This window comes from Amycolatopsis tolypomycina, assembly GCF_900105945.1.
GTDB classification, from domain to species: Bacteria; Actinomycetota; Actinomycetes; order Mycobacteriales; family Pseudonocardiaceae; genus Amycolatopsis; species Amycolatopsis tolypomycina.
In genome coordinates, this window is the sequence record NZ_FNSO01000004.1 from 2,600,836 (window position 1) to 2,613,843 (window position 13,008).

Sequence of the window (13,008 nt, forward strand, 5' to 3'; positions counted from 1 at the left end):
CCTTTCGGGCACGGGCGCCGGGTGCGCCCGTACCGGATAAGTCGGGACGAACGGCTCAAGTGTCACAGCCGATCGGCGTAGTGACCGGGAGCTGACCTGCGGTTACGCGGGCGCGCCCGCTCAGCCGACCGGTGTCATCGATGGCCGCCGGGGGACCGGCAGCGAGGGCGGTGGCGGGTCGGCGGGCCGGCCGGTGAGGAAGGCGCGCCGGGCGCGGGCGAACCCGTGCCGGTCGTCGAAGATGTCGTGGCTCATCTCGGCGAGCTCGCGGATCCGGTAGGTCTCCAGCGGCCGGCGTTGCTCGTCGGCCTCCCGGGTGGCCCGTTTGCGGTCGAGCAGGGCCTTCGCGTGGCCACCGGCGGCCAGTTCGGTCGCGTACGCCAGGGCGGTGGCGACGAACGCGGCGCGGTCGCCGTCGGCGAGCTGGTCGACGGCCCCGAGCGCGGCGGCCTGGGCGGCGGTGATCGGCTCGCAGGCCGTGGTCAGCCGGCGGGCCTGGTCTTCGCCGACCCGGCTCGGCAGCACGTAGGTCCAGTATTCCGAGCCGTAGAGCCCCATCTTCCGGTAGTGCGGGTTGAGCAGGACGCCGTCCCGGGCGATGACCCGGTCCGCGCCGAGGGCCAGCATGACCCCGCCCGCGCCCGCGTCGCCGGCGAGCGCGGACACCACGAGCTGACCGGTGCAGCCGATGATCTCCCGGCAGAGGTCGTCGATCGCGGTGATGTTCCGCCAGGCCTCCGCCGCGGGATCCGGGTGCGCGTCGATGACACCCAGGTGCAGGCCGTTGGAGAACACCTCGCCGCCCGCCAGGACCAGGACGTCGGTGTCCTGCGCGGAGGCGAAGCGCACGGCCGCGGTGAGCCGGCGGCACTGGGCCGTGGACATCGCGCCGTTGTAGCACTCGAAGCGCACCAAGCCGACCCGGCCCACCCGCCGGTAGCCGAGGTCGCGGAGGCCGGGCGGGCCGGCGATCCGCGGCACGTCCGGTACCCGGTCCCCGAGCGCGAGGACGGCGGGGAGCTTGACCGTCGTGCCCGGGGCTTCGGGCGCCAGCCGCCGCGCGTGCCCGATCCACAGCGCGCCGTCGCCGGTCCGGACCAGCACCGCACTCCGCGTGCGCGCCACGATGGTGCCCGGCTCGCCGGGCCCGGTGTCCCCGGGATGGGCGTCGAACACCGCGACCGGAACCCCGGCCAGTTCGGTGTGCACGCCGGGACGGCCGTCCGCGGCCCGGATGCGCCGCAGGATGTGGCCGGTCGGGTCACCCCAGGAGAAGGACCGGTCGGTCTGCCGGACCAGGGGACGGTCCGTGCCCGCCCGGGGGTCCAGGCGCCGCGGCGTGAACCCGGGGTCTTCGGCCTTGGTCGCGACTTCGTCGATCAGGCTCAGCGCGGCGTCGGACACCTCGGTGTTGTAGAGGGTGCTCTTGCGCGGCGGGTCGGCCGGCATCCGGAACACCCGGGTGCCCCAGACGGGCCCGCCGTCGAGGTCCCCGGTCGCCTGCAGGGCGGTGACGCCCCAGCGGGGTTCGGCGTCCATGATCGCCCAGTCGAGCGCGGACGGCCCGCGGTCCCCCTCGGGGCCGGGGTGGATGACGATCGTGCGGTGGCGGCGCCAGACCGCCTCGGGAACCCGGTGGCGCAGGAAGGGGCAGATGATCAGGTCGGGTTCGGCCGCCGACACGGCCGCGGCGATGTCCTGCGGATCGCGCACGGTCCGCACCGTGACGTGGTGGCCGCGGGCGCACAGGCGGAGCCAGGCGCGCTGGCTGAGGCCGTTGAAAGCGGAACACAGCAACAGGATTTTCAACGGGCCTCCGCTCGTTGCCGCGATCGATCTCCTCAGGCGACCGATCGACGTTACCCGAAGCGGCACTGAAGAAAACGCGGCCAACGGGGTAACTGCATTCCGCCAACCGGGCTGTTCAGGGGCGACGCCGTGGTAAAGGACCGTTTTCGCCGGTGAACCGGAGATATTTTTCCGGCGGTAACCGCGATCATTGAAAGCGCTTTCTCAACTACTTACTCACTCGTCGCCTGCGAAGCGCCGCTCCAGGTGGGCGAGGGTCTCGTTGCACCGCGCGATCGTGGCCGGGTCGACGTCGCCGAGCAGGTCGGCCAGCAGCGCCGACCACGCGCCGCGGAGGACTCCGAGGTTGGCCTGGGCGAGCTCGGTGGGGTGCACGGTCACGCTCCGGCCGTGCCCCGTGCGCGTCAGCATGCCCTTGGCTTCCAGCCCGCGCAGGGCGGTGCTGACGTTCGTGCGCTGCAGCCCGGCACGCTCGGCGATCCGGCTCGGCGCGCACCCGGGGTCCAGGTCCACGATGCGCATGACCTGGCGCTCGGTGGCGGTGAGCGGCACGACGGCCGGCTCGGCCGGGGTGCGCAGGCGGATCAGGCGCGCGACGTTGAGCACGAGGTCGGCCAGGTCGGCGTACGGGTCCGAAGGCTGCGGGCGGGGCACCCCTTGAACCCTACCCGATAGTTATGTGAAGATAATTATGTATTGATAGTCAACGTGCGGGGAGTGCCGATGCACCGAGACGATGGTGTCCTGCGGGCCGGACCGGCCGGTTTCCCGGAGCTCGCCGCGGTGCTCGGCGACGCCGTCCGCGACGTCGGGGCCTGGATGTCCGAGTACGGCGGCTACGACCCGCACCCCGCCCAGGACGTGCCGCTCGAGCGGCTCCGGGAGGCGACCGCGGAACTGCACCGGCGCCTGCGGGACAACTACCCGTTCTTCCACCCCCGCTACATCGGGCAGATGCTCAAGCCGCCCCATCCGGCGGCCGTCGCCGGCTACCTGAGCGCGATGCTGATCAACCCGAACAACCACGCCCTCGACGGCGGTCCCGCCACCGCGGCCATGGAAAAGGAGGTGGTCGCGGACCTGGCGGCGATGTTCGGCCTGCCGCAGCACCTGGGACACCTGACCAGCAGCGGGACGATCGCGAACCTGGAAGCCCTGTTCGTCGCCCGCGAGACGCACCCGGGCAAGGCGATCGCGCACAGCGCCGACGCCCACTACACCCACGGCCGGATGAGCCACGTGCTCGGCATCGAGGCCGTCCCGGTGGCCGTCACCGCGGACGGGACCCTCGACCTGGACGCGCTCGAGGACCTGCTGCGCGCCGGACGCATCGGCACGGTGGTCGCGACCACCGGGACGACCGGCCTGGGTGCCGTCGACCCCGTCGGCGAGATCGTCGCCCTCGCCCGCCGGTACGGGGCCCGGGTGCACGTGGACGCGGCGTACGGCGGGTTCTTCCGGCTCATCGCCGACGACACCGCCGACGGCGTGGCCTCGGCGCCCTTCCGCGCCATCGCCGACGCCGATTCGGTCGTCATCGACCCGCACAAGCACGGGCTGCAGCCCTACGGCTGCGGTGCCGTGCTCTTCCGCGACCCGTCGGTCGCCGGCCACTACCTGCACGACTCGCCGTACACGTACTTCACCTCCGACGAGCTGCACCTCGGGGAGATCTCCCTCGAATGTTCCCGGGCCGGCGCCGCGGCCGCGGCGCTGTGGCTGACGTCCCAGGTCCTGCCCCTGACCCCGGACGGGCTCGGCGCGGTGCTCCGCCCCGGCCGCCGTGCCGCGCTCGCCTGGGCGGACCTGATCGACGGCAGTGCCGAGCTGGCCTTGTTCCAGCCGCCCCAGCTCGACATCGTCAGCTACTTCCCCGCCCGCGAAACGCTTTCCGAGATCGACCGCGTCAGCGCCCACGTGCTCGAGGCCGGGTTGCGCCGCCCCCCGGAGCAGGCGTTGTTCGTCGCGACGTACACCGTCACCGGTGCCGACCTCGCCCGCCGCGGCCACCGCGTGCACGACGACGTCCCCCGTGGCCGGATCCTGCGCAGCGTCCTGATGAAACCGGAGAGCGAAACGCACATCCCCGGCCTGCACGCGGAAATCGCCCGGTTGAGCAGCAGGTGAACGGCCGGCTCGTTCAGTAGGGATTGCCGGGCACGTTGAGCCGCGCCTGGTAGAGGCCGTACCCGCCACCGGACACACTGGACGTGATGTACAGGGTCCGGCCGTCCGGGCCGCCGAACGCCGCGTTGGTGCTGTTGCGGCCGGCGGAAATGGTGCCGAGCCGGGCGCCCGTCGGGGAGAAGACGTAGACGAGCCCCTCGCCGTTGGAGACCCAGTACACGTTGCCGGCGCAGTCGACGGTCGCGCCGTCCGGGGTCCGGATGTTCGCGAACACCGTGCGGTCGCCGGTGGTGCCGTCGGGGCGCACGCTGTACTTCATGATCACGTCGGCGCCGGTGGCGCCCACGTACAGCGTCTTGCCGTCGGGGGACAGGACGACGCCGTTCGGTTGCGGCAGCGTGTCGTCGACGAGGCCGACCACGCCGTCGCGCACGCGGAAGACGCTGGTCCGGCCGCCCTGCTCGTCGGGGCGGTTGCCGCGCTGGTAGTTCGGGTCGGTGAAGTAGGTGGTGCCGTCCTTGGCGGTGGTCAGGTCGTTCGGCGAGTTGAACGCGCGGCCGAGGTAGCCGGCCGCGATCGTCGTCCGGCTGCGGTCGGCCAGGCTGTAGGCCGACACCGTGCGGTTGTCGTGGGTGGCGGCGAGCACCCGCGTGCCGTCGGCGGAGATCGCGAGGCCGTTGCTGCCGGCGTCGGCGATGAACGTCTCGAAGGTGGCCGGCGGGGTGTGCCGGATCATCGCCGACGGCTGCACGCCCTGGGGACCCGTGGGGCTGCGCATGTCCGACATCAGCAGGGTGCCCGTCCGCCGGTCCCAGGTGGGCCCTTCGAGGAAGGTGAACCCGCCCCGCACGAGCCGGGCCGCCACCGCGGGGCTCGGCAACGGCCGGCCGTAGGTCGCTCCGGGAGTGCACGGTGGATCCGCGGTGGCGCCGGACGCCGCGGGTGTCACCGCGCCCGCGAGGACGATCGCCGCTGCCGTCACTGTCCACTTGCGACGGTGTGTCCTGTGAGCCATGCGTCGCCTCCTTGCGAGCAGGTGCTGCCGGACTCCGAGGCTGGGAGCGCTCCCAGGCCACCGTAGCGCACCTCGTTCGCCACGGACAAGAGCGGTGAGCAGGTATCCAACCGCACCGGCTCGGCCGCAGCTTTCGAACAAGCCGTGAGAGTGGGACTCGGGCCGAAGGGCTCAGTCGTCGTCGGGGCGGAGGTGGGCGCGCTGGTGCTCGGTGATGTCGATGAGCCGGCGCTTGAACCGCGCGTAGTCGTCGCTTCCGATGCGCTCGGCGTGCCGCTGCTGGATGTCCGCCATGATCGCGTCCGCGGTCCGCATCTGTTCGAGCCCGCGTTCGGTGGGGCGGACGAGCTTCGCCCGGCGGTCGCTCGGGTCGGGGACCCGCCGGACGTACCCGAGCGACTCCAGTTCGTCGATCAGCAGGCCGACGTTCTGCTTGTGCTGCCCGGAAAGTTTCGACAGGTCGGTCGCCCGGACCCCGTCCGGGTCGAGGTAGGCCAGGACGGCGCCGTGGCGGGGCTTCAGGTCGTCGAAGCCCCGCTCGGCGAGCGTCGAGAACAGCTCCCGCTGCACGGCGAACAGCAGTCGCCCCGCGAGCACGCCCAGATCGGGGTCCGTCGCGTTGCGTTCCGCCCGGGTCGTCATCTCACCGCTCCTCGCCGTCGCCCTCCGCGGACAGCCTAACGATCACCGCGGCCGCCGGCTCCGGCGACGGTTTCGCGGATCCAGCCGGTGATCTCCGGCCAGACCGGGTGGTCCGGCCGGACGACGTCGAAGTGGGTGCCGCCCTCGACTTCCACGAAGCGGGCGCTGCCGCCCTCCGCGGTCACCTTCCCGACGTAGCGGCGGCTCCATTCCGCGGGCACGGCTTCGTCCGCGGTGCCGTGGACGGCGAGGACCGGCACCCCGGCACTGGCCAGGAGCAGCGGCGAGGTCCAGGCGTAGTGCTCGGGCGCGTCCGCGCGGTGCCCGCCGAGCAGCAGCGGCAGGATCCCGCCTCCGACGGCGTCCGCGACCGCGGGCCACACCTCGGGCCGGGCCGGCTCGGGCGCGTCCTTCGGCGGCTCGGCGGCCGGGTCGGCGAGCACCTTCCCGAGTCCCGCCGCGTCGGCTGCCTCCAGGTCGAGCGCGCCGGCCAGCGCGACCACGCCGATCGGCGTGACCCGCGGGTGGGCGCCGGGTGCCTCGGGCGGGAGCGCGCCGCGGTGGGCGGCCCAGGTGGCCAGGTGACCGCCCGCGGAGTGGCCGAGGAGCACGACGCGGCGGGTGTCGAGTGCCGGGTCCATGCCGTCGAGGGCGTCGATCGCCGCGGCGACGTCGAGGAAGGTGCCGGGCAGGCCGCCGCCGGGCTCGCCGATCCGGCGGTACTCGGCGTTCCACACCGCGTAGCCCCGGGCGACGAGGTCGTCGGCGACGGCGGTCAGCTGCCGTCGGTCCCACAGGGCCGTCCAGTAGCCGCCGTGGAGGACGGCCACGACGGGGAACGGGCCGTCGCCTTCGGGCAGGTACAGCTCGCCGACCTGCGACGGCTCGGGTCCGTAGGCGACGGTGCGGACCCGGCGGGCGCCGTCTTCGGAGTCGTCGTAGCGCACGCCGCGTTCGGCGCCGACCAGGGAGTCGATCGTCGCGAAGAAGGCCCCGATCGCCGGCAGGTTCGCGCCTTTGGCCTTCGACTCGTCCCACGCGGCGTCGTCGGTCCACTCGACGAAGTCGAGCCAGGTCCGCTCGTCGAGGCGGACCAGGCGGGCGGCGAGGAAACCCCGCCGGTCGGCCCGGAAGGCGGCCACCATGCCCGGGCGCGCGGCCAGCATCGCCTCGGTGTGCTCCGGTGCCACGGTGAACGTGGTCAGTTCGATGACCGACATCGTCAGCTCCTCGGTCTCCCCGAGTTGGTCAAGATTGATGATAGTCATAAATTTTGACCATCTGGTCGTGACGCGCGCCACGTCCGTGCGTGCCCGGCCCGCGCTCGTAACTTTCACCGCCCGGGAGCAGGCGTGACCTGGCCCCTTCGGCGGATTCGACGCGGGCCGGCGCGGGGGAGTTGGCGCGCCCGATCCGTTGGCACTAGCGTGATTCCGCACGCGGCTGCCGGCCATCGGCACGATTTCGGTGCTCTTCTCCGGTTTCCGCGAGGGCGAGCCGCCGGTCACCCGAGGAGGTAAGGCAATGCGACGCGTTCTCTCCGGCATCGCGGCGGTGCTGACCCTGGTCGCCGTGGCCGTGTCGCCGGCGGCCGCCGCGGCCAACCCGTACCAGCGGGGGCCGGATCCCACCCTGGCGAGCGTGGCGGCGCCATACGGGCCGTTCGCGACGGCGCAGGCGAAAGTGCCGCCCGGCAACGGGTTCAACGGCGGGTACCTCTACCACCCGGCGGACACCACCCTGGGCACGTGGGGCGCGGTCGCGATCGTGCCCGGTTACTCCGCCCTGTTCGCCGACGAGGAGGCCTGGATGGGGCCCCGGCTGGCGTCCTTCGGCTTCGTGGTCATCGGCATCGAGACCAATAGCCGGACCGACAGCGCCGACGCCCGCGCCACACAGCTGCTCGCGGCACTCGACTACCTGACGCAGCGGAGCCCGGTGCGCACCCGCGTCGACGGGAGCAGGCTGGGCGTGATCGGTCATTCCGCGGGTGGCGCGGGCGCCCTGCTCGCGGCCCTGCGGCGGCCGTCGCTGAAGTCGGTGGTCGGGCTGGCGCCCGGTTCCCCGGTGGGCAACCTCGACCTGGCCGGCGACCGGGTGCCGACGATGTTCATCGCCGGTCAGCGCGACCCGGTCGTCACCCCGGCGTACCTCGAGAAGCTGTGGGTCACCCTGCCGGCGGCCCTGAAGAAGGCCTACGTGCAGATCGCCGGCGCCGACCACCTCTTCGCGACCCGGCCGAACACCGTCGAAATGCGCACCCTCGTCCCGTGGCTCAAGCTGGCCCTCGACCAGGACACGCGCTACGGGAAGTTCCTGTGCCCGACGGTGGCCGACGCCACGGGCATCTCGATGTACCGCGTCACCTGTCCACTGTAGACATTCTCCCGGATGGGGAAGCGGCTCAGCCGGAAGTGCCGCCCACTTCCTTCAGTACTTCCTTCAGCGTCTCCTTCGAGACCCGCCCTGGGCCGGTGGCGGCGTAGACCACGCCCGCGGCCTTGACGACGCTCACCTGGTCGAGCGGGATCCAGTAGACACCGGCCCAGGTCTTCGCCTCGACGGAGCGGGCACTGCCCGCCGGCCTTCTCGTGCTGAGCCGGGCGATCTTCACGGCTTCCGCGCCTTCGGAGCTCAGGCCGGTCTGGAGGATGACGACCTTCTGGTGGTTGTGTTTCATGACCATGCCGGCCTTCAGCGATGCCATCCGGTGCCCCTCCCGACCAGGTGAACTTCGAACGATAGGCATACGCCGGGTAGTCGGCGAGATCCGAATGGGCGAACCGTCACCGCATTGTCGGGTGATCAAGCGGTCCCCCGGTGGGGACTGACCTGCGGCTATGATCTGGCTTCCGATCATGTTCACACGCTGGGGGGACCTTCCGTGACGACGCCCGAAGACAGACCGCAGCACGAGCCGGAGGCGAATCCCTTCCGGCCCCCGACCCCGGAACCGGCCCTGCCGCCGTACCCGGCCACGCCGTACCCGCACGCGCAGTACCCGGCGCCGCCGCCGATCGGCTTGCCGCCCAAGCGGGGAGCCGGCCGCAAAATCGCGCTGGGGATCGGGATTCCCCTCGTGCTCCTCGTGGTCGCTGCCGTGGTCGTGGCCGGGCTGACCGCGGCCAAGCCCGGCAGCAGCAACGTCGGCGACTGCCTCAAGGGCAACCCGGACCGCGCCGACAGCGTGTCCTCGGTCGCCTGCGGCCCGGAGGCCGCCTACAAGATCGTCGGCAAGCTCGCGGACCAGCACCAGGTGGCGATGAACTTCGGCGGCTGCGACCGGTTCCCGACCGCGTCCGCCGCGTACTGGGAGGGCGTCGACGTCTCGAAGGGCACGCTGTTCTGCCTGGAGGACCTGAAGAACCCGGGCAAGGGCATGCCGGCGGTGGGTGACTGCCTCAAGGGCGAACTCTCCGCCGCCCACGCCGAAAGGGTCCCATGTGGACCGGAGGCGAGCTACAAGGTCGCCGCCATCGAGGACGGCGGCGCGCTCGCCGGGCTCACGAAAGCGGTCTGCACCAAGGTCCCGTCCGCGGGAGCGTCGATGGAGTGGAAGCGCCAGGGCAGCTTGTCGTCGAAGATCCTGTGCCTGGAGGACCTGAAGAACCCGGCCAACCGGAGGCCCGCGGTCGGCGAGTGCATGGCCCCCGGCCCGGGCGACGAGCTCCACCTCGCCCCGTGCGCGAAGGGCGCGGCGAAGGTGCTCGGCCAGGTGGAGGGCCTGACCAAGCTGGACACCGTGTCGAAGACGGTCAAGGAGATCTGCAAGGACTTCCCCGGCGCGGACCAGGCGGCATCCTGGAGCGCGCAAGGCTCCTTCACGGCGACCACGTACTGCCTGCAGTCGGTCAGGAAGTAGTTCCGCCGATGGGCTCGGCGGGGAGCGCTCGTTCCAGGTGCCCGCGGACTCCGGCGAGCCGGCCCTGGTCGAGCTCACCCTGCTGGACCACGAGCTCGGCAGCAGCGCGGGCGAAAGCGCGCGGATCGCCGCGGGGGCCCAGCGTCCGGTCCGGGCACGGCACGATCCCGTACCCCAGCCCGGGGGAGGTGGACGGCTGCGTTCGCACGCAGTTCACCGGTGCGCCCGAAGAGGTCGCGGCCGGACCGGGCGCGCTGCGGCGGGCGACCGGCCTGGTCCGCCGGCTGGTGGTCGGCCCGGCCGGCGCATCCAGCGTTCGCACGCGGACCTGCCGGCCGCGGGCCGCTACCGGGCGCGGCCGTGCTGCGGGCCGAGGAGTCCGTTCGCAGGCCCACGTCCCCGTGCTCACCGCCGCGCTGGCCCGGTATCCCGAGGAGGGGTGCTGTCGCGCAGGATGACGTTCGTCGGCAGCCAGACGACCTCGCCCTTGTCCGTTCCGGTGAGGGCGAGGTCGATCGCGCGGCGGCCCATGGCGTGCGTGGGTACGCCGACGGTCGTCAGCGCGGGGGCGACATCGGTGGCGGCGCTGATGTCGTCGAAACCCGCGACGGCGAGGTCGGTTCCGGGGACCAGGCCCGCGTCGCGCAGGGCGCGCACGGCGCCGACCGCCATGACGTCGTTGACCGCGAACACCAGCTCGACGCCGGCCAGGCCGCGGCCGAGCAGGTCGGTCATGGCCGCGTGGCCGCCGTCCTCGGTGAAGTCGGTTTCGACGACCATGCCGGGGGCGAGGTCGATCTTCGCCCGGGCCAGGCCGGCGCGGAACCCTTCGGCGCGGTCGTGGGAGGTGCGGTGCCGGCCGGGGCCCCGCAGCACGGCGAACCGGCGATATCCCTGGGCGAGCAGGGCTGCCGCGAGGTCCTCGGCGCCGCGGCGGTTGTCGACCGTGACGGTTCCGTAGGGCAGGCCCGGCTGGCTCACGACAGCGACGCGGCCACCGGCGGCTTCGTACGTGCGCAGCTCGTCGGCCAGCGCGGTCTGGTCGTCGCCGACGCGGCTGCCGGCGAGGATGATCGCGTGCGGCCGGTGGCCGCGCAGTGTCGAGACGATCTCGAGTTCCCGCTCCGGGGAGCGGCCGGTCACGGCCATGGTCACGGTCAGCCCGGCGGCCTCGGCGCCGTCGATGGCACCGGCGGCGATGGAGGAGAAGTACGGGTCGGCGATGTCGTGGACGATCAGCGCGACCGTCTCGGTGGACCCGCGGGCGATGGCCTGCGCCGAAAGGTTGGGCGCGTACCCGAGCTTCGTGGCCGCTTGCAGCACGAGTGCCACTTTTTCGGCACTGACGTTGCGAGTGCTGCCGTTGAGCGCTCGTGAGGCCGTGGCCGCGGAGACACCGGCCTCCGTGGCGACATCCCGCAGGGTGGGGGAGGGGCCGGTGCGTGGGTCGTCCATGATGGGCCGGAGTCTAGGCGAGCGGCCGCCTCGGCGTTGTCGACTCGTGCAGCGGCGGCAACAGTCAGAAGTGGACGGTCAACGCCAACCGCACGATCACCAGTCCCCAGGCCGCCACCGCCGACAACACACCGGTCATCGTGTGGACCTGCACCGGTGGTTCCAACCAGAGCCGGTCACCACCGGGGCGGCGGGACGACGGCCACCGGGCAGGCGGCGTGGTAGATGAGGGCGTGGCTGGTCGAACCCAGCAGCAGGCCGCGGAAGCCGCCCCGGCCACGGGAGCCGACCACGACCAGCTGGGCGTTCCGGGCTTGGTCGAGCAGGGTGTGCGCGGGCCGGTGCCGGGCGACGACGACCTCCACCGGCACGTCAGGGTGCTCGGCCCGGGCCGGGGCGAGCCATTCGCCGACCAGTGCGCGGTGCTCGCGCTCGATCGCGTCCCAGGCCTCGTCGACGCCGATCTCGCCCAGTGGCGTGTCCAGCCAGGTGTGCACCGCGACCAGCGGCACCCCGCGCGAGGCGGCGGCGCGGAACGCGAACGGGATCGCCGCCGCACTCGTGGGTGACCCGTCCACGCCGAGGACCACGGGCCCCTCGGCACCGGCGTCGGCGCCGCGGACCACCACGATCGGGCAATGGCCGTAGGTGGCCACGGCCACCGCGATCGACCCCACCACCAAGCCGGTGAACCCGCCCAGGCCCCGTGACCCCAGCACGACCAGCTCCGCCGATGCCGAGCGGGCGATCAGCTGCTCGGCCGCCGAGCCGCGGGCCAGGTCCGTGCTCACCCGCACGTCCGGGGCGGCCTCCCGCGCCGCCGACTCCGCCGCGTCGAGCCACTCGCGGCCGTACTCGAGCTGCGCGCGGTGGTAGGCGGGCACCAGCGCTTCCGCGTACGGCACGGCCACCGGTACCAGCGCGCACGCGTGGACGACCACCAGCGGCACGTCGCGCCGGACCGCCTCCCGCGCGGCCCAGCTCACCGCGTGGGTCGCGGCGGTCGAGCCGTCCACGCCCACCACGATCGGCCGCACGCTTGCTTCCACCATTTCCGGTCCCTCCACGAAAGTCGGTGATCAGGCGCTGAGCCGGTCCGGCTCGAGCAGGACGTCGGCCACGGACCGGCGCGGCGTCCACGCCACCGGCTTGCCCCGGCCCAGGCGCAGGACGATCTGTGGCCAGAGTCCGCCGCCGAGCAGGTCGCGCAACTCGCCACGGACGGAGCCGACTTCGACCGGCTGGGAGATGAACGACGCGTCGAGCCCGGCGGCGGTGGCGGTCAGCAGCACCCGCTGCATGGCTTGGCCGGCGCGGAGCTGGTCGAGCCGGGTGTCGTCGAAGGAGCCGATGACGACGACCAGCGGGTCGGATGCGTCGATCCGGCCGCGCCGGGGCGAGGGCTCGGTCCCGAAGTCCCGCAGGATCCAGCCGCCGTCGTCGGCGGGCATCGCCCCGGCGGCGTGGTCGGGGACGCCGTCGCGGCTGCCTCGCCCCCGGCCGGTCCAGTACCGCCACTCGGCGACGAACGCCGGATCGGCGAGCTGGGCGTGGTGACTCTTGTTGACCAGTTCCCGGAGCCGGGCCAGCTGGACGGCGTCCAGCCGTGGCAGCCACGCCTGCTCGACCTCGGCGGCGTGGCGCAGCCTGGTGACCACCGAGGGGGGAATGGCGGCTTTCTCGAACGGCGTGCGGTTGGTGTGCCGCCGGGGGATCGCGCCGGCCAGCTCGACCAGCCGCGGGTCGGGTTTGCGGGCGGCGAAGGGCCGGACGACGGCCAGCAGGTCGGGTTCGTCGCGGCGGGGCAGCAGTGTCGTGGCGGGGTGGGCGCCCAGTGCGTGGATGGCGGTGCGCAGGTTGAACAGCGCCGCCCCGCAGGAGAGCAGCAGCTCCCGCCGTCCGGCGTCGACGACCGGGAGTGCGCGCTCGGTGTCCGCGTGCAGCTCGAGGCCCACGGGGGTGCAGCGGAACCGCCAGGGCTGCGTGTTGTGCGTCGACGGGGCCAGCACCGCGGCACCGAGCACGGATTTCACCTGGTCGGAGTCCAGCAGGCCGACCGGCGTGATGGCTGAAGTCATGTCTCCCTCCATGCCGCGGC

Annotated in this window: 13 protein-coding genes; 3 read left to right on the forward strand and 10 right to left on the reverse strand. The window is 72.9% G+C overall.

Annotation, left to right across the window (positions count from 1 at the left end; genetic code table 11):
• Positions 1 to 120 precede the first annotated feature (120 nt).
• Both BLW76_RS21865 and BLW76_RS21870 read right to left on the reverse strand, forming a co-directional pair.
• Positions 121 to 1,809 carry an enoyl-CoA hydratase-related protein gene (locus BLW76_RS21865; RefSeq protein ID WP_244170262.1) on the reverse strand — a complete coding sequence of 563 codons (1,689 nt, stop codon included), beginning with the start codon at positions 1,807 to 1,809 and terminating at the stop codon, positions 121 to 123.
• Positions 1,810 to 2,025: 216 nt separating this feature from the next.
• Positions 2,026 to 2,463: a MarR family winged helix-turn-helix transcriptional regulator gene (locus BLW76_RS21870; RefSeq protein WP_091310315.1), complete on the reverse strand. Its 438-nt coding sequence runs from the start codon at positions 2,461 to 2,463 to the stop codon at positions 2,026 to 2,028.
• 69 nt (positions 2,464 to 2,532) lie between these two features.
• Between BLW76_RS21870 and BLW76_RS21875 the strand changes: the two genes are divergently transcribed.
• Positions 2,533 to 3,936, forward strand: a complete 1,404-nt coding sequence (locus tag BLW76_RS21875; RefSeq protein ID WP_244170263.1) for a pyridoxal phosphate-dependent decarboxylase family protein — start codon at positions 2,533 to 2,535, stop codon at positions 3,934 to 3,936.
• Positions 3,937 to 3,949: 13 nt separating this feature from the next.
• Here BLW76_RS21875 and BLW76_RS21880 read toward each other — a convergent pair whose 3' ends face one another.
• The 3 genes from BLW76_RS21880 to BLW76_RS21890 form a co-directional block, all read right to left on the reverse strand.
• A complete protein-coding gene (locus BLW76_RS21880) occupies positions 3,950 to 4,951 on the reverse strand; it encodes an SMP-30/gluconolactonase/LRE family protein (RefSeq protein WP_091310317.1) in 1,002 nt (333 codons plus the stop codon).
• Between the two features lie 171 nt (positions 4,952 to 5,122).
• Positions 5,123 to 5,593 carry a MarR family winged helix-turn-helix transcriptional regulator gene (locus BLW76_RS21885; RefSeq protein ID WP_091310319.1) on the reverse strand — a complete coding sequence of 157 codons (471 nt, stop codon included), beginning with the start codon at positions 5,591 to 5,593 and terminating at the stop codon, positions 5,123 to 5,125.
• A 35-nt stretch (positions 5,594 to 5,628) separates the two neighbouring features.
• Positions 5,629 to 6,813, reverse strand: coding sequence for an alpha/beta hydrolase (locus tag BLW76_RS21890; protein WP_091310322.1), 1,185 nt, complete (start codon positions 6,811 to 6,813; stop codon positions 5,629 to 5,631).
• Positions 6,814 to 7,117: 304 nt separating this feature from the next.
• Here BLW76_RS21890 and BLW76_RS21895 point away from each other — a divergent pair, with 304 nt between their 5' ends.
• On the forward strand, positions 7,118 to 7,972 hold the full coding sequence (locus BLW76_RS21895) for a dienelactone hydrolase family protein (RefSeq protein WP_091310325.1): 855 nt from the start codon (positions 7,118 to 7,120) through the stop codon (positions 7,970 to 7,972).
• 25 nt (positions 7,973 to 7,997) lie between these two features.
• Here BLW76_RS21895 and BLW76_RS21900 read toward each other — a convergent pair whose 3' ends face one another.
• The gene (locus BLW76_RS21900) at positions 7,998 to 8,300 is read right to left on the reverse strand and encodes a hypothetical protein (protein WP_091310327.1); all 303 of its coding nucleotides are present in this window, start codon (positions 8,298 to 8,300) and stop codon (positions 7,998 to 8,000) included.
• Positions 8,301 to 8,477: 177 nt separating this feature from the next.
• Between BLW76_RS21900 and BLW76_RS21905 the strand changes: the two genes are divergently transcribed.
• Complete coding sequence (locus BLW76_RS21905; protein WP_091310329.1) at positions 8,478 to 9,455, forward strand: LppU/SCO3897 family protein; 978 nt, start codon at positions 8,478 to 8,480, stop codon at positions 9,453 to 9,455.
• On the opposite strand, the gene BLW76_RS47890 is transcribed toward BLW76_RS21905, so the two are convergent.
• From BLW76_RS47890 to BLW76_RS21920, 4 genes are all read right to left on the reverse strand, one after another.
• On the reverse strand, positions 9,445 to 9,777 hold the full coding sequence (locus BLW76_RS47890) for a hypothetical protein (RefSeq protein WP_143060662.1): 333 nt from the start codon (positions 9,775 to 9,777) through the stop codon (positions 9,445 to 9,447). The genes BLW76_RS21905 and BLW76_RS47890 overlap by 11 nt on opposite strands.
• Positions 9,778 to 9,860: 83 nt before the next feature.
• Positions 9,861 to 10,910: a LacI family DNA-binding transcriptional regulator gene (locus BLW76_RS21910; RefSeq protein WP_091310331.1), complete on the reverse strand. Its 1,050-nt coding sequence runs from the start codon at positions 10,908 to 10,910 to the stop codon at positions 9,861 to 9,863.
• A 176-nt stretch (positions 10,911 to 11,086) separates the two neighbouring features.
• Positions 11,087 to 11,962, reverse strand: coding sequence for a universal stress protein (locus tag BLW76_RS21915; RefSeq protein ID WP_091310334.1), 876 nt, complete (start codon positions 11,960 to 11,962; stop codon positions 11,087 to 11,089).
• A gap of 27 nt (positions 11,963 to 11,989) precedes the next feature.
• Positions 11,990 to 12,988: an Acg family FMN-binding oxidoreductase gene (locus BLW76_RS21920; RefSeq protein ID WP_208613349.1), complete on the reverse strand. Its 999-nt coding sequence runs from the start codon at positions 12,986 to 12,988 to the stop codon at positions 11,990 to 11,992.
• Positions 12,989 to 13,008 lie beyond the last annotated feature (20 nt).